Raw genomic sequence first — 16,678 nt, 5'->3', positions numbered from 1 at the left:
ATGCCGGGTCTGGGTTATCGGCTGCTCTTGCTCGGCAGCCTTTGCGCGTTGCCCTGGGTGTCGACCCAGGCGGAACAGGAGACGCCCAGCGCCCTCACGCTCGACGCAACCACCGTCACCGCTCGCCGTCGCGAAGAAGACCCGCAAGACGTGCCGATCCCGATCAACGTCCTCTACGGCGAGCAACTGGACGAGGCCGGCCTGCACCGGTTGCAAGACATCCAACAACGCGTGCCCGGATTGATCGTGTCCGGCCACGACGCCCGCTACGCCGGCTTCGGCCTGCGCGGCTTCGGTGCGACCGCCTACAACGATGGCCTGGAAGGCGGCGTCGGCACCTACGTTGATGGCGTTTACCAGGCGCGCCAGGGCATGGCCTTCACCGAGTTGATGGACATCGAGCGCATCGAAGTTTTGCGCGGCCCCCAAGGCACCTTGTTCGGCAAAAACACCACCGCCGGCGCGCTGAACATCGTCACCAGACAACCCACCTTCCAGCCCGAAGCCAACCTCGAAGCCAGCTACGGTGAGCGTGGCCTGCGGGAATATCGCGGGACGGTTTCCGGGCCGCTGCAAGACGACGTGCTTGCGGGTCGGCTCAACGTGTTCGACAGCTCCAGCGAAGGTTCTGTGGAAAACCTGCAAGACGGCAGCCGCCTCGGCGATGCTGACGGCCACGGCCTGCGCGGCCAATTGCTGTGGACGCCGAACAGCGACTTCAGCGCCCGCCTGATCGCCGACTACGCCGAGCAGAACGAAGCCGGCAACGTGCTGCTGGTCAATCACTACGGCGAGCAAACCCGCAAGCGCGCCAAATTCCTCGGCTATCCGCTGGCCGAGCCCGACCCCTACAAACGCGAATCCCGCATCGACGCGCCGGGACATCCGCAAACCCTGCAGAACGGTGTCTCGCTGGAATTGAACTGGGACCTCGACGAGGCCATGCGCTTGGCCAGCATCACCGCCTACCGCGACTGGGATTACCGCGCCGACCGTGACGCCGACAGTACCGCACGCTCGGTGATGCAATCCGAAGCCGCTTTGGACCACCGGCAGTTCAGCCAGGAATGGCGCCTGTCCGGCACGGCCGGCTCGTCCGTCGATTACGTCGCCGGCCTGTATTACCTGCGCCAACAGCTCTACCGCCAGATCGACGTCGAATACGGCAAGGACGCCGCGTCCTGGTTCGTCGGCGATCAACTGGAGCAGTTGAAAAAACTGGGCATCAACATCACCGATCCGAGCCAAGTGCCGGCCCTGTTGCTGGACGGTGCGCGGCAACGCTACGACGGCGAGCAGAACGGCGACAGCCGCGCCGTTTTCGGCCAACTCTCCTGGCGCCCGATTGACCCGCTGGAACTCACCGGCGGCCTGCGCTACAGCCAGGAGCGCAAGGACGGCTGGATCTCCCGCGACGTCAGCAACCTCGCCCCGCTGACGGGTTTGCCCCCGGTGTTCCAAGTGGGCGGGCAACTGCTGCGGGACATCGCCCTCGGCCGTGCTTACTACCGCGAAGACTCCATCAAAGAAAATAACGTCTCCGGCCTGCTCAGCGCCAGCTACCGCTTCAACGACGGGATGATGGGTTACGTCAGTTGGTCGCGGGGCTACAAGGCCGGCGGCATCAACTTCGACGTGATCGGCCCGTTCACCGCGCCCACCTTCGAGCCCGAGCGGGCCACGTCCCTGGAAGTGGGCATGAAGACGCGGTTCTGGGACCAGCGCGCGATGCTCGATCTCGCCGTCTATCAGACCGACGTCGACGACTACCAGGCGCTCACCTACAGCCCGCCCACATCGCTGTTCGCGCCCCCGCTGCGGGACAACCTGATCAACGTCGGCAAAGTCCGCCTGCGCGGCATCGAACTTGATTCCGCCTGGCAACTCACCCCGCAACTCACCGGCCGCCTGGGCGTGGCCTGGAGCGATGCGCGCTACCGCAGCTTCCCCAACGCCCCGTGCCCGCCGGCCTCGGGCCAATGGACCTGCGACCTTAGCGGCGAGCGCCTCTACAACGCGCCGGAATGGAGCCTCAGCAGCGGCCTCGACCACACCCACCCGCTGCCCTACGGCCTGGAACTCTACAGCGGCGTCGACTACAGCTTCCGCACCGGCTACTACGGCACGCTCGAAGGTGGCGACGGCAGCTATCAACCGAGCTACGGCCTCACCAACCTGCGCTTGGGCCTGCGCAGCCAGGACCGTGCCTGGGAAGTCGAAGGCTGGGTGCGCAACGTCTTCGACCGCAACTACATCACCGCCGTCTACTCACTGCTCGGCGCCGGCGACTACGGCGTCATGACCGGCAGCGAACGCACCGTCGGCAGCACCGTCAGACTTCGCTATTGAGCGAAATAAACCGCGTCGGACAAAACGCCAGGCGATTACCGCCAGCCTTCTTCGACAAGTACATGGCCTGATCCGCCTTGCTGATCAACCCATCGATCTCATGCCCGTGCTCAGGGTAAAACGCCACCCCGATACTCGCCGCGATCTCTACTTTTTGCGCACCAATCACAATCGGCGCATTCGCCGCCGCCAACATCCGCTTGAGTAACGGCTCGCTGTCCTCTTCCGCATGCAAACCCACCAGCCCGGCGACAAACTCATCACCCCCGAGCCGGGCCAACGTATCGCCTTCACGCAACGTCGCATTGATCCGCGCCGCGACAATCTGCAACACCCGATCGCCCCAGTCATGGCCATAACTGTCGTTCAGGGCCTTGAACCCATCCAGGTCAATAAACGCGATCGCCACCTTCTGCTGATAAATCCGCGCCTTGCCCAACGCCTGCCGCATCCGTTCGGCCAACAACAATCGATTGGGCAACTGCGTGAGCGCGTCATACCGCGCGTCCCGCTCCAGCAACTGCAAACGCTGCTTCATCTGCGTCATGTCGCTGAACAACGCCACGTAGTGCTGAACATTGCCGTGACGGTCATGCACCGCGCTGATGCTGATCCGCGACGTCATCTCCCGGCCGTCCTTGTGATTGCTTTGGATCTCGCCGGACCAATGGCCATGGAAATCCAGCGCGTTTTTCATGGGGGCGTAAAAAGCGGTGAGGCGACGGACCATGCGGTGGGAATTCAACTCGCGTCCTTGTAGCTCTTCCTGACCGTAACCGGTGAGACGGGTGAAGGCCTCGTTTACGCCAATGACCCGGCCGAACGGATCGACCAGGATGATGCCTTCGCGGGCATGGGTGAACACCGTTGTCGCCAGCTCAGGGCACAGGTTGTTGAGGTGACGGTCCAACTCGGCTTCATCGCGGGTGGCGGGCCAAATGTTGGAATCGAAGCCTTGCTGGGCCAGGTAGGCGACCAGGGAGGAGAGCGATTTGTGCAGGCGGGTGAGTGCATTCGTGGCGAGCCTGGAGTTGAGGCAGTAGCTGCGAATGAAAGTGCGTAGGTTCATGGGAGGGACGCGGTGCTCGGTTGTAGCGCTTGGGGTGGGTGAAGCGGGGGATTATCGGGGTGGGGGACGGAAGGGGACTTTGCTGGAGCGGATGGGGGCTTTGCGGGAGGGGATGGAGTGGAAAGATATTTTGTGACGCCTTGAAAACCATTCTGTCGCGGCAACGGCTATAGGCTGTCAGGGGATTGTGTCAGGCTATGCCGTTTTCACCCGTGGCCCCTGGTTTCGCTAGGGGCTTTTTCATGCTCAGGACGAGTCATTAGTATGTTGATGAAGTTGGCGCCGAAGAAGCGGCGCAACCCGCGTAATTTCTATCTGGGTATCGCTGCGGTGGTACTGATTGCCGGGGTTGGACGCTATTTCGCGCTCAAGGCCGAGCGGGAGAAGGTGGCCCAACAGGCGCAGCTGGTCCAGCACCTCGCCCAGTTGGACGCGACCCTCCCAAAGCAAGTGGATGCGATAACCACACTTGAATACGTCGGTTTCATCTACGGCGACACGATCTTCTACCGCTACAGGATCGACTTGGCAGCAAGCAGCCTCTCCGAGGAACGCAAGGCCAGCATGGAGGCGGGAATACGGCGTAGTCTGGAGCAACTGGTCTGCAAGGAACCGCAGCTCCTGGCGATGATGGGTAGGTTCAAGTTTCACCAGGAGCATGTCTATCTGGCCAGGAACACCAAACTCTTTTCCATTGAGCTTCGTCCTGAACAGTTGAGCTGCCCGGGATAGGTGCTGTCTCCAAAAGGGGACAGATCTACGCTGCTCAGGTGAATAAACGCCGAACCCCGTGGCGAGGGAGCTTGCTCCCGCTGGGCTGCGCAGCAGCCCCTCTCCATCCATCGGCCAACCGCTCATGCCAGCCAAATGAAGCCTTGTCAGTAAAGCCCGACAGACACCGCCACGAAGCCTCGCCAGCCCACAGCGCCTTGCGCCTTTGCCTACAACTACGCCAGAATCCGCCGGCTTGTGCGCCTTGGGTTACGTCGGTAGTTTGGGACCTGTCACTGCTCATCAGTGATCGGGTTTAGCAGCTCGCCGAGTTAAGTCGCACAACGCGTCATCAGTCAGGAATCCCCATCCCTGCACTTAATGGTGGCTGTGCGCAGGGCGCCCTCGGGCGCGCCGATTTCTTAACTCGTCGGTCTGCTAACCTGCGTACAGCTGCCTCCCAATTCGTTTAGCAGCGAACGGGTCGTGGCCTCAATAGAGAGTTAAGACCATGGTCAAAATTACACCGAATCCCCCAGTTACCGACGAACACGTCTCCCGTGCTCAGTCTGCCCGCAACAAGAAAATCGACGATGCTGCCACGCGGGCGTTGGATTACTACCTGAAGCCCAAGCCTAAGGACGAAAAGTCAGACAAAACCGACTCCATCTTCCGGATTGATCCGAATGTGGACTCTGAGTGTTTGCTGGCGAATCTGAGTGAAAACCTGGCTTCGGTGAATGCGATGATCGGTGATCTTGCGTTCGATCTGGATGGTTCGCGAAGGCGGGTTGCGTTGGGGATTTTGCAGGTGATCGAGGTGAGTGAGCTGTTGGCGAATCGGGCTTTGGATATTGTTGAGGTGAGATAGCCCAAGCCGCGTACTACCCAACGTAAAAGGTCTTGCTGTGCAAGGCCTTTTTCGTTAATGAACAAGATATGGCTGAAGAAATGGGGGCGAGCGGTTTTGTACGTGCGGTTGTTGCGACCCATGTAGCGCCAGAGCGAGTAAGCAGCAGACGGAACAGCTAAAAATTTCGTGGTGACAACTATCCGTTACGAAGCAGCGTAGTTACAGTTAAAAAATTTCAAAAGGACCTGGCCAAATGAGACGGAAAACTTGGATTCTAATTCTTTGCAAAACGTACCCCTCTCCCAGTGCTAAGTATGCGGAGACATCATGTGTTGCGGGTATGGACGAAGACGGCAATCTAATTCGACTTTATCCGGTTCCGTTCCGTCTGGTAACCGGAGATCAGCAATTCTCAAAATGGCAGTGGATCGAAGCCCATATCGACAGGAGTCCAGGAGATAGGAGACCTGAGAGTCATAAGATCGGAGTTGATACCATTTCACTTGGCAAAACTTTACCTGCTGGTGATTGGAAGGAGCGACGCGTATTGCTAGATAAGCTGACCGTCTACGATAGTTTCGATTCTTTAGAAAAGGCGAGGGTAGACAGCCATATCACTTTGGGTCTGGTTAGGCCTGCTCGGATAACAGCGCTGCTTATTCGGAAGGCTGCTTCGGAGGCATGGACTTCACAGGAGATTGATAAGCTTGAACAGATGCAGCGACAGCCAAGCCTATTTGATGACCAGCAAGAGCGGATGAGCATCAAACGGCTGGAAAAAGTACCGTTTGATTTCCATTATGTATATGAGTGTATGGTTGAGGGGGAGAGCAAGTCATACACACACAAAATCGTCGACTGGGAGGCTAGCCAGCTCTATAGAAACGTTCGCCGCCAGCATGGCGTGAATGGTTGGGAAGCCCCATTTCGGGACAAGCTTGAAATCGAGCTTCCCGGCAAGGATTTGCATTTTTTGATGGGTACCATTCACCGTTTCCCTGGGCAGTGGCTGATCATCAGCTTGATCTATCCTCCTAGGCGACAGAGCGAAGCAGTTCAGCAAATGTCTCTGTTTTGATCGGGAGATGTTTTGTTTGTAGTGAGCGGTCTAAAGCCTGAGCGGCTTCAGCGATCAGGCTGCGATGACAAAATCTTGCATCAGCCTCGTAGCAAACCATGCAAATTCGCTGTTCCGCAGCGTCGGATAGCAGTTCATTTAATATCGTGTCTTGAGTCTGGATGTATGCTTTGAAGTCTCGAGAGTATGCAGGCCAATCGCCGTCTATTTTGTACCGATTGCGTATCGGTTTTGGGCATCCAAGTGGTGGGCTGTGTTCATATAAAATGCCTGCGGTACGCAGGCATTCGGCGAAGGCTTTTTTTGAGAAGCCTTTTTTGCGTGACAGCGGGTATTCCCGAACATCAAGCACCTTGTCGATCTTGGCCTGCTTAAGCCGCGCTATGAAATCGTCGATCGCGAGTCCTTCGTAGCCCGCAGTGTAGATCGTCATAAATCCTCTCCTTGCGCTTCCGTGCGCGATCAATCCTGAAAAATGCCGGAAACTATAGCATCGACTGCTCTCGGTTGTGCGTTTGCAGTGATGGACGGGGCGGCAATGTTCGATACAGTCGAACGACAAGACCTGACGCGGTAGCCTCCTGAGTATTCACTTCTCCCATGCGCAGCAGCCATAACCAATGGGGTAGATGCGGTGCCGTGGCAGGTCCAAGTTATTGGATCGGACGCTGCTGGGTTAACCTCTGCGCTTGCGGATATTCTGAAACAAGGTGTTGACCTCCTCGATATCCTGCAGAAATTCGGCAGGTTGCGTTACTGGGCGCTGCTGGCCGGCCGCATGTGAATGCGCTCGCACGTTACGGCAGCACTTGTCATGCAAACGCTGCACTTCGCGGTAATCCGCCTCCTGTACGATCATCACACCATCAAGCCGACCTACCGAGATACCATCGCGGAACCGCACTACGGTTTCGTTGAGTATTGTGTCCTCAATACCTACTTCTATCGTGACGCGAAGGTCATCGTAAGCGTTGCGCATCGCAAGCCGCTCCTCGTCCCTCGGTGGGTTTTTAAAGCTGGCGGCAACTCGCTGGTGGTCAGCACGATGGTACGCAATGCGCTCACGGTGTTTTCGCATGTCATAAGGCAAACCGGCATCGATGTAGCCCGGTCCTTCGGCCCGATAGTTGATCGACCTCACCTCGGGGGCCACCTGGGCATCTTGGCAAAGGGAGACCAACTCTCCGAAGAACACCGCGTCGTGAGTAAACACGATGATCTGCCGATTGGCTGACTCCTGAACAATCCGTCGCGCGACGGCGGATCGATGGTTGTGATCAAGACTTGAAACCGGATCGTCAAACACGATCCCTGATGAGGACCCCGACTGTCGAAGCTCCGCGAAGAAGTACGCGAGCGCACAAATGCGTTGCTCCGCCTCGCTTAGGACTAGGTACGGATCAAGCTGGCATTCCTGAAGTTGGATGCCTAGTCGCACTGCCCCAGCATCACCGCTTGAGCTGACACCGGCCTGAATGTGGTACAGATCCAGCCTGCTGAGTTCGTCGTTCATTGTTCTGGCCAACGTCTCACTAACGTATGTCCTCGCCAGTTGGCCCGCGAACATGCTGATAGAACGTGTGTTACCGATATCGTCCAGGCAGCGTTGAAGCTTTGCCTTTTGCGCGAGGCTCTTACTAATTCTCGCAATGGCTTCGATATGTTCGGAAAGCAGTCGTCGTGCCTCCAACTCCTTCAGGCGAAGCCTCTTAGCTGCTAAGGCTGCTGCATCAAGGTTCGCCCGCAATCGAGCCGCCTCAGCTCGAAGACCATCGGCGACTTGGCGGAGTGAAACCGTTGGGTCAGCATCGCGATACGTTGGACGCCCCTGCCATTCGCCGCTGAGAACGGCAGTTCTGAGCCACTGAAGTCGAGTGTCTAGGTCTTCTTGGAAGCACTGGATCTCGCCCGGCAGTGTTGCTACGCGGGCGCCTAAGCTTTCCAACATGTTCGGGGCAGCAGTAAAGGCAACGGTCGCCTGGCCAACACTGTGTATTATCTGTTGCCAGGTCTTGCGCGCAGCCTGGGCGGCCTCTGCCGCCTTGTCGCGAATGTAGCGATCAAACCGCTCCAGGCGATCCTTCGCCTCCGGCGCTAGCTCCTGTTGGCAAAGCACGCAGACAGCTCCTTCGTCGGTTACCGGGAAGGTCTGTCCCGGATATGCCGTGCTAGTCGAATACTCGCGAGCGGCGTTGAACAACGAAGCCCAAGGACCTTGCCCCGTTCCAGAGAGCAGCTGCATGGCATCTTCCGTCTGCAGCAGTGCAGACGCCGCGCGCTCGGCCGATTCTGCTTCTGCCAGACTTCTATGCGCCAATTGCCTGGAATCTATCGCATCATCAGACACGATTTCGGCGGCCGCGGTGATTCCATTGGCCAGCTCATCGACCCTCGTTGCCGCGTTGTCGAGGTTTGTCGCCTTGGCAGTGGGGTCTGCCTCGCTGATCTCCTGCGGCAATCTCGCGAGTTCTGCTTGTTCATCCAGAGTAAGGGTGGACAATGCTCTTGCACGCGTCAAATCGATGGTCGGACCAATCGGGTGCACCGCCTGGCCTGCCTCGGTATCGGCGGGAATGATGTTGAACGGAGTAATATCTGTAGCAAGCGCCGAGATTTCTGCCTGAATCCGGGGACGCAGTGTCTGATTGAGACCATTGGCCAGTTGCTGAAGATAGGTCAGAGCGGAGGGCTGAAAGGTTGCGGTCTCTTTCGATTGAAGATAATGGCGTGCGCAATCGCCATCGAAGACGGAGATGCCCCTGAGTTCTGGGCGCGAAACATGGCCGCGTTGACCAATCCAGATTGCCTGCTCGGGGGTGCTGTTTAACTCGAAGTCGATAGTGGCGCTCGGAGTGAGTTGCTTATAGTCCGATGCATAAGCATTGGCGTAGACGGTACCCGGACTCCTGGCTCTGCACGCCTGCTTCAAAACTCGCGCATAGCCGGACTTTCCGGTGCCATTGCCTCCGTACACGATGGTGAGTCCCTGCGCTTGAAATTCCAGAGCTTGGTTGCTTGGGATCTTTCCCACATTGGTCAACGTATGCAGGGATCTGAGAACGACGGTCTGGTCTTGATTCGCCCCGGCGGGGAAGTGCTCCACAGCGAACCTAATTGGTTGTGGGGCAGGTTCAAATGAACTGGGGATTCCATGATGTTGCTTGCAGAGATCAAGAATCTCTCCAAAATCCTCTTCGCTCCAGGCGCCCTGAACACAAAGGCGACGCAGGGCGTCGTGGCGCCACGGCGGCAGCCTATCCGCCCACGCCAACACTTCCTCGTAAATGGCCATACCCATTCTCCTTATCCTCAATGGGTATTAGCACAGGAACTATCATCGTGCCATCAATAAGCTACCGCGTTTGATGGGCTGGCTGTTCGTTCGTAGCTAGCTTGGAACTAGGCACGATGTCCTGTTCACAGAACATCATGCAAAAAGCTTTTAAGCATGTCAGCCGGACCACGAAGCCCCTCCGTCGTCCGCACAGCACCGAAATCCGCCGACAACCGCCCCAACTCCCGCCCCAACACCGAATCCACCCCACCAACCGCCCCCAACGCCAAATCCAAACACCGACCTATCTCCCCCTGAATCCCAGCCAAATCCCCCCGCCGCACCAACAACCCAAAAACCTCCCGATCACAACTCCCCATCAACGGATCATCCCGCAAAATCGGGCTGTGGCCTTCCGTCTCATAAGCCAGTTTGAGCGAGTAAAGAGCGACCGTTTCCAGCAGCAATTCCATGGGGTGAAATCCTTTGTGACTGGGTGGGGAGGGTGGGGTGGAGTTGGGTTGAGGGTTCATGGCTTGGCGAGTGCTAGTCGGAGTATCGGTGTGGGGAGTGACTATTTTGTGAGCGCTTTGCGCTCAAGCGGGAGCAAGCTCCCTCGCCACGGGTTTTTCCTCGTACCGGTTCTTTCTTATCGCGGGTTTCTCCTCGGCACAGGGCTGGTATTTGGGGCTGCTTTGCAGCCCAGCGGGGATGAATCCCCTCGCCACAAAAGGGATCGCCGTCAGATGAGATCTGCGTTGCTCGTGGCCAAACCACTTTTCTACAGGCGAAAAAAAAGACCTTGAATTTCAAGGTCTTTCTTTAAGATGGTGCCCCGAGGGAGACTCGAACTCCCACTCCTTTCGAAAACGGATTTTGAATCCGCCGCGTCTACCAATTCCGCCATCAGGGCTCAATGGCGGCGAAGTATAGAGAGGTGCCTACCGTTGGTCAATCACGTTTCATGGTGAATTTTTAATATTTCCGCTAGACTTTCCGGCCCTGCTAGACGAACCCCATCATGCGTGTTGCTGACTTTACTTTCGAACTCCCGGATTCGCTGATCGCTCGCCACCCGCTGGCCGAGCGGCGCGCCAGTCGACTGTTGACCCTGGACGGGGTCAGCGGTGCCATGGCTCACCGTCAATTCACTGATTTGCTCGAGCATTTGCGCCCGGGCGATTTGATGGTGTTCAACAATACCCGCGTCATTCCCGCGCGTTTGTTTGGCCAGAAGGCCTCCGGCGGCAAGCTGGAGATTCTGGTGGAGCGGGTGCTGGACAGTCATCGGGTGCTGGCCCATGTGCGGTCGAGCAAGTCGCCCAAGCCCGGTTCGTCGATCCTGATCGACGGCGGCGGTGAGGCGCGGATGGTGGCGCGGCATGATGCGTTGTTCGAGCTGGAGTTCGCCGAAGAGGTGTTGCCGCTGCTCGACCGTGTCGGGCACATGCCGTTGCCTCCTTATATAGACCGCCCGGACGAAGGTTCGGACCGGGAGCGTTATCAGACCGTCTACGCCGAGCGCCTGGGGGCGGTGGCGGCGCCGACGGCGGGACTGCATTTTGATCAGCCGTTGCTGGAGGCGATTGCCGCCAAGGGCGTGGAGACGGCGTTCGTGACGCTGCACGTCGGCGCCGGCACGTTCCAGCCGGTGCGCGTCGAGCGGATCGAAGATCACCACATGCACAACGAATGGCTCGAAGTGAGCCAGGAAGTGGTCGATGCCGTGGCGGCCTGCCGCGCCCGCGGTGGGCGGGTGGTGGCGGTGGGGACCACCAGCGTGCGTTCCCTGGAAAGCGCCGCGCGCGATGGCGTGCTCAAGCCGTTCAGTGGCGACACCGACATCTTTATCTACCCGGGCCGGCCGTTTCATGTGGTCGATGCCCTGGTCACCAACTTTCATTTGCCCGAGTCCACGCTGTTGATGCTGGTTTCGGCGTTCGCCGGTTATCCCGAAGCCATGGCCGCCTACAAGGCCGCCGTCGAGCATGGGTACCGCTTTTTCAGCTACGGTGATGCGATGTTCATCACCCGTAACCCCGCGCCACGCGGGCCCGAGGAAACCGTATGAGTCGCACCTGTCGCATGTCCTTCGAGTTGCTTGCCACCGATGGCAAGGCTCGTCGCGGACGCCTGACCTTCCCCCGCGGAACCGTGGAAACCCCTGCGTTCATGCCGGTGGGCACCTACGGCACGGTCAAGGGCATGTTGCCGCGTGACATCGAGGCGATTGGCGCGGAGATCATCCTCGGCAACACCTTCCACCTGTGGCTGCGCCCGGGCATGGAGGTGATCAAGGCCCACGGCGACCTGCACGATTTCATGCAGTGGAAAGGTCCGATCCTGACCGACTCCGGCGGCTTCCAGGTGTTCAGCCTCGGTGCGATGCGCAAGATCAAGGAGGAGGGCGTGACCTTCGCTTCTCCGGTGGACGGTTCCAAAGTGTTCATGGGCCCGGAAGAGTCGATGCAGGTGCAGCGCGACCTGGGTTCGGACATCGTGATGATCTTCGACGAGTGCACGCCGTACCCGGCCGATGAAGACGTGGCGCGGGTATCCATGGAGCTGTCGTTGCGCTGGGCCCAGCGTTCGAAGAATGCCCATGGCGAAAACACGGCGGCGCTGTTCGGCATTGTCCAGGGCGGCATGCACCGCGACCTGCGCATGCGCTCGCTGGAAGGCCTGGACAAGATTGGTTTTGACGGCCTGGCGATTGGCGGCCTGTCGGTGGGCGAACCGAAGCACGAGATGATCAAGGTGCTCGATTACCTGCCGGGCGAAATGCCCGCTGACAAACCTCGTTACCTTATGGGCGTTGGCAAACCGGAAGATCTGGTTGAGGGTGTGCGCCGAGGGGTGGACATGTTCGATTGCGTGATGCCAACCCGTAATGCCCGCAATGGGCATCTGTTCATCGACACCGGTGTGCTGAAGATCCGTAACGCGTTTCATCGCCATGATGATTCGCCGCTCGATCCGACGTGCGATTGCTACACCTGCCAGAACTTCTCCCGTGCTTATCTGCATCATTTGGACAAGTGCGGCGAAATGCTCGGCAGCATGCTCAATACCATCCACAATTTGCGCCATTATCAGGTGCTTATGGCTGGTTTGCGCGAGGCTATCCAACAGGGTACATTGGCCGCCTTTGTCGAGGCCTTCTATGCCAAGCGCGGGTTGCCTGTTCCGCCTTTGGACTGAGTTTTCCGATCCCTAGATTCAATACTTGCAACTGGAGTGCTAAATGAGCTTTTTTATCTCTAACGCCATGGCCGATGCCGCTGCACCTGCAGCTGCGCCAATGGGTGGCGGTTTCGAGTGGATTTTCCTGGTCGGCTTCCTGGTCATCTTCTACCTGATGATCTGGCGTCCACAGGCCAAGCGCGCCAAAGAGCAGAAGAACCTGCTCAGCAGCTTGCAGAAAGGTGATGAAGTGGTCACCACCGGCGGCATCGCTGGCAAGATCACTAAAGTGGCTGATGACTTCGTGGTACTGGAAGTGTCCGACACTGTTGAAATGAAGTTCCAGAAGGGCGCCATCGCGGCCACGCTGCCAAAAGGCACGCTGAAAGCGATCTAAGTAACAACTTCTCTTCAATCGACGGGGCGCGCAAGGCGCCCCGCGTCATAAGCGGGCGGCGTGATGCTGAACAAATACCCTCTGTGGAAATACCTACTGATCCTGGCGGTGCTGGCGGTCGGTGTGATTTATTCCGCTCCCAATCTTTACCCGGATGACCCGGCCATTCAGGTCAGTGGCGCAAGCACTGCGCTGCAGGTCACCCAGGCCGATCTGGACCGTGCGAGCGCTGCGCTCAAGGCGTCCAATATCGACGTGAAGGCTGCGTCCATCGCCGAAAATGGTAAGGGCGGCCTGTTGCGCCTGGTCAAGTCTGAAGACCAGCTGCCAGCCAAGGACGTGGTGCGCAAGGCGTTGGGCGACGATTACGTTGTGGCCCTGAACCTGGCCCAGACCACCCCGCAATGGCTGCGCAATCTTGGCGCCCACCCAATGAAGTTGGGCCTGGACTTGTCCGGTGGCGTGCACTTCCTGCTGGAAGTGGACATGGAAAAAGCCCTCGACGCACGCCTGAAAGTCTACGAAGGCGACGTCAAGAGCCTGCTGCGCAAAGAGCGCGTGCGTTATCGCAGCCTGCCGCAGTTCGAAGGTGCCATTCAACTGGGCTTCAGCGATGAAGACGCCCGCGAACAGGCTCGTGCGCTGGTCCGCAAGAATTTCAACGATTTCGACATTGTTCCGGCCGACCTCAATGGCCAACCGGTGCTGCGTCTGGCGATGACCCCGGCCAAGCTGGCGGAAATCCGCGAATACTCCATCAAGCAGAACTTGACCACGGTACGTAACCGCGTCAACGAGCTGGGTGTGGCCGAGCCGATCGTGCAGCGCCAGGGCGCCAACCGCATCGTGGTTGAGCTGCCAGGTGTGCAGGACACGGCCGAAGCCAAGCGTATCCTCGGCAAGACCGCCAACCTGGAATTCCGCCTGGCCGCTGAGCCGGGTGCTTCCAAGGCCACTTCCGAGAGCTTCGAGTTCCGTGAAGGCGGTCGTCCGGCGGCGCAGATAGAGCGTGGCCTGATCATCACCGGTGACCAGGTGACCGACGCCCAGGCGGGCTTCGACGAGCAGGGTCGTCCGCAGGTGAACATTCGCCTGGACGGTCACGGCGGTGAACTGATGAGCCGCGCCACGCGCAGCAACGTCGGTCGCAGCATGGCGGTGATCTTCATCGAGCAGAAGCCGACCACTACCTACACCAAGCAAGTGGTCAACGGTGTCGAGAAAGACGTACCGGTGCAGACCTTCAAGGAAGAGAAGAAGATCATCAGCCTGGCGACCATCCAGTCGCCACTGGGCAGCCAGTTCCGCATCACCGGCCTGAACGGCCAGGGCGAATCCTCGGAACTGGCCTTGTTGCTGCGTGCCGGTGGCCTGGCCGCGCCGATGTACTTCGCTGAAGAGCGCACCATCGGCCCGAGCCTGGGTGCCGACAACATCACCAAGGGTGTCGATGCATCCCTGTGGGGCATGTTGTTCGTGTCGCTGTTCATCATCGCCATCTACCGCTTCTTCGGCTTGATCGCCACGGTTGCGCTGGCGGTGAACATGGTGCTGCTGCTGGCCTTGATGTCGTTGCTGGGCGCGACGCTGACCCTGCCGGGTATCGCCGGTATCGTCTTGACCATGGGTATGGCGGTGGACGCCAACGTGCTGATCTTCTCGCGGATACGTGAAGAAATCGCCGCGGGCATGTCGGTCCAGCGGGCAATCAACGAAGGCTTCGGCCGCGCATTCACTGCGATTATCGACTCCAACCTGACCACGTTGCTGGTCGGCGGGATTCTCTTTGCCATGGGCACCGGCCCGGTCAAGGGTTTCGCAGTGACCATGTCCCTCGGGATCTTTACCTCGATGTTCACAGCCATCATGGTGACCCGTGCAATGGTCAACCTGATTTATGGTGGTCGTGACGTCAAGAAGTTGTGGATTTAAGGGGCTGCCATGTTACGTACAATCAACTTCATGGGCGTTCGCAACATTGCGTTCGGCGTCACATTGTTCCTCACGGCCCTGGCGTTGTTCAGCTGGGCCACCAAGGGCCTGAACTACGGCCTGGACTTCACCGGCGGTACGCTCATCGAGCTGACCTACGAGCGTCCGGCCGACGTCAGCAAGGTGCGTGAGCAACTGGCGACCTCGGGCTACAGCGATGCCGTCGTGCAGAGCTTTGGCGCCACCACCGATTTGCTGGTGCGCATGCCAGGCGAAGACCCGCAACTGGGCCATCAGGTAGCCGAAGCCTTGCAGAAGGCCGGCGGCGACAACCCGGCCCAGGTCAAGCGTGTCGAGTTCGTCGGCCCGCAGGTGGGTGAAGAGCTGCGCGACCAGGGCGGCCTCGGCATGCTGTTGGCGCTGGGCGGCGTGATGCTCTACCTGGCCTTCCGCTTCCAGTGGAAGTTCGCGGTGGGGGCCATTGTCTCGCTGATCCACGACGTGATCGTGACCGTGGGCATCCTGTCGTTCTTCCAGATCACCTTCGACTTGACGGTGTTGGCGGCGGTGCTGGCGATCATCGGTTACTCGCTCAACGACACCATCGTGGTGTTCGACCGGGTGCGTGAGAACTTCCGTGTGTTGCGCAAGGCGTCCTTGATCGAGAACATCAACATCTCGACCACCCAGACCCTGTTGCGGACCATGGCGACGTCGATCTCCACCTTGCTGGCGATTGCCGCGCTGTTGTTCTTTGGCGGCGACAACCTGTTCGGTTTCTCCATCGCGCTGTTCATTGGTGTGATGGCGGGTACTTACTCGTCGATCTACATCGCCAACGTGGTGTTGATCTGGCTGAACTTGAGCACCGAGGACCTGATTCCTCCAGCCGCTACGGAGACCGAGGTGGACGACCGCCCGTAAGGTTCGGTTTTCCGTCCGTCACCACTGAAAAGGCGCGAGTTGAACTCGCGCCTTTTTTTGTGCTCCAAGGCTGGGAGAAGCGCGGATTATTCCGCTTGTGATGGTCAGGAGGTTCAAGTGAACAAATCGATGCTGGTTGGTGCGGTATTGGGTGCTGTCGGTGTAACAGCCGGTGGTGCGGTCGCCACCTACAGCTTGGTAAAAAGTGGCCCTGAGTATGCGCAAGTATTGGCCGTGGAACCGGTCAAGACCCAGATCAAGACTCCGCGTGAAGTGTGCAAGGACGTCACCGTGACTCGGCAGAAGCCAGTCCAGGACCAGCACCAGATCGCCGGCACTGTGCTCGGCGCTGTGGCCGGTGGCCTGTTGGGCAACCAGATCGGCGGCGGCACCGGCAAGAAAATCGCCACCGTGGCCGGTGCGGCTGGCGGCGGTTATGCCGGTAACAAGATTCAGGAAGGCATGCAGGAACGCGACACGTACACCACCACCCAAACTCGCTGCAACACGGTCAATGACATCAGCGACAAGGTTGTAGGCTACGACGTTCGCTACATGCTCGACGGCAAGGAAGGCAAAGTCCGTATGGACCGCGACCCGGGCAACCAGATCCCGGTGAGCAAGGAAGGCCAACTGATCCTGGGTCAGAACGAACCGGCCCAGTGATCCAACCGCTATGAAAAAGCACCCTTCGGGGTGCTTTTTTCATGCCCACAGTTCAAGCGCCACCCCGAATCCCCTGTGGGAGCGAGCTTGCTCGCGAAAGCGGTGGCTCAGCTTGCATCGATATTGAATGTGCCGGCCTCTTCGCGAGCAAGCTCGCTCCCACATTGGATCTGCGGTGGGCACAAATCTTGTGCCTACCCCAAATTTCCTTGTGGGAGCGGGCTTGCTCGCGAAAGCAGTGG

14 protein-coding genes and 1 tRNA gene are annotated in these 16,678 nt (G+C 58.9%); 10 read left to right on the top strand and 5 right to left on the bottom strand.

Features of this window, described 5'->3' with window-relative positions; translation table 11 throughout:
- Positions 1–2,349, top strand: coding sequence for a TonB-dependent receptor (locus tag KSS97_RS23955; RefSeq protein WP_217860286.1), 2,349 nt, complete (start codon positions 1–3; stop codon positions 2,347–2,349).
- On the opposite strand, the gene KSS97_RS23950 is transcribed toward KSS97_RS23955, so the two are convergent.
- Positions 2,333–3,418, bottom strand: a complete 1,086-nt coding sequence (locus KSS97_RS23950; RefSeq protein WP_217860285.1) for a sensor domain-containing diguanylate cyclase — start codon at positions 3,416–3,418, stop codon at positions 2,333–2,335. The two genes, KSS97_RS23955 and KSS97_RS23950, sit on opposite strands and share 17 nt — an antisense overlap.
- Positions 3,419–3,682: 264 nt before the next feature.
- Here KSS97_RS23950 and KSS97_RS23945 point away from each other — a divergent pair, with 264 nt between their 5' ends.
- The 3 genes from KSS97_RS23945 (at position 3,683) to KSS97_RS23935 (ending at position 6,060) form a co-directional block, all read left to right on the top strand.
- Positions 3,683–4,150 carry a hypothetical protein gene (locus KSS97_RS23945; RefSeq protein ID WP_217860284.1) on the top strand — a complete coding sequence of 156 codons (468 nt, stop codon included), beginning with the start codon at positions 3,683–3,685 and terminating at the stop codon, positions 4,148–4,150.
- A 490-nt stretch (positions 4,151–4,640) separates the two neighbouring features.
- Entirely contained in the window at positions 4,641–5,000 is a 360-nt protein-coding gene (locus tag KSS97_RS23940) for a DUF6124 family protein (RefSeq protein WP_217860283.1), read from the top strand.
- A 235-nt stretch (positions 5,001–5,235) separates the two neighbouring features.
- The gene (locus tag KSS97_RS23935) at positions 5,236–6,060 is read left to right on the top strand and encodes a DUF8758 domain-containing protein (RefSeq protein ID WP_497007553.1); all 825 of its coding nucleotides are present in this window, start codon (positions 5,236–5,238) and stop codon (positions 6,058–6,060) included.
- Here the strand turns inward: KSS97_RS23935 and KSS97_RS23930 are convergent.
- The 4 genes from KSS97_RS23930 to KSS97_RS23915 form a co-directional block, all read right to left on the bottom strand.
- Positions 6,017–6,493, bottom strand: coding sequence for a DUF488 domain-containing protein (locus tag KSS97_RS23930; RefSeq protein WP_217860281.1), 477 nt, complete (start codon positions 6,491–6,493; stop codon positions 6,017–6,019). The two genes, KSS97_RS23935 and KSS97_RS23930, sit on opposite strands and share 44 nt — an antisense overlap.
- A gap of 243 nt (positions 6,494–6,736) precedes the next feature.
- Positions 6,737–9,352: an AAA family ATPase gene (locus KSS97_RS23925; protein ID WP_217860280.1), complete on the bottom strand. Its 2,616-nt coding sequence runs from the start codon at positions 9,350–9,352 to the stop codon at positions 6,737–6,739.
- A 125-nt stretch (positions 9,353–9,477) separates the two neighbouring features.
- Positions 9,478–9,807, bottom strand: a complete 330-nt coding sequence (locus tag KSS97_RS23920; protein WP_217860279.1) for a hypothetical protein — start codon at positions 9,805–9,807, stop codon at positions 9,478–9,480.
- A gap of 355 nt (positions 9,808–10,162) precedes the next feature.
- Positions 10,163–10,247, bottom strand: a tRNA-Leu gene (locus KSS97_RS23915).
- Between the two features lie 108 nt (positions 10,248–10,355).
- Here KSS97_RS23915 and queA point away from each other — a divergent pair.
- From queA to KSS97_RS23885, 6 genes are all read left to right on the top strand, one after another.
- Positions 10,356–11,405 carry a tRNA preQ1(34) S-adenosylmethionine ribosyltransferase-isomerase QueA gene (gene queA / locus KSS97_RS23910; protein WP_018607457.1) on the top strand — a complete coding sequence of 350 codons (1,050 nt, stop codon included), beginning with the start codon at positions 10,356–10,358 and terminating at the stop codon, positions 11,403–11,405.
- Between the two features lie 14 nt (positions 11,406–11,419).
- The gene (tgt, locus tag KSS97_RS23905) at positions 11,420–12,535 is read left to right on the top strand and encodes a tRNA guanosine(34) transglycosylase Tgt (RefSeq protein ID WP_161951757.1); all 1,116 of its coding nucleotides are present in this window, start codon (positions 11,420–11,422) and stop codon (positions 12,533–12,535) included.
- A gap of 43 nt (positions 12,536–12,578) precedes the next feature.
- Positions 12,579–12,914: a preprotein translocase subunit YajC gene (yajC, locus tag KSS97_RS23900; RefSeq protein WP_007956696.1), complete on the top strand. Its 336-nt coding sequence runs from the start codon at positions 12,579–12,581 to the stop codon at positions 12,912–12,914.
- A 63-nt stretch (positions 12,915–12,977) separates the two neighbouring features.
- Positions 12,978–14,846, top strand: a complete 1,869-nt coding sequence (gene secD / locus KSS97_RS23895; protein WP_217860278.1) for a protein translocase subunit SecD — start codon at positions 12,978–12,980, stop codon at positions 14,844–14,846.
- A 9-nt stretch (positions 14,847–14,855) separates the two neighbouring features.
- The gene (secF, locus tag KSS97_RS23890) at positions 14,856–15,770 is read left to right on the top strand and encodes a protein translocase subunit SecF (RefSeq protein WP_030138657.1); all 915 of its coding nucleotides are present in this window, start codon (positions 14,856–14,858) and stop codon (positions 15,768–15,770) included.
- Positions 15,771–15,887: 117 nt separating this feature from the next.
- Positions 15,888–16,436, top strand: coding sequence for a glycine zipper 2TM domain-containing protein (locus tag KSS97_RS23885; RefSeq protein WP_014336691.1), 549 nt, complete (start codon positions 15,888–15,890; stop codon positions 16,434–16,436).
- Positions 16,437–16,678 lie beyond the last annotated feature (242 nt).

Source organism: Pseudomonas alvandae (assembly GCF_019141525.1).
GTDB lineage: Bacteria > Pseudomonadota > Gammaproteobacteria > Pseudomonadales > Pseudomonadaceae > Aquipseudomonas > Aquipseudomonas alvandae.
Note: the sequence above shows the minus strand (reverse complement) of the source record. Positions and strands in the feature narration are given on the sequence as shown.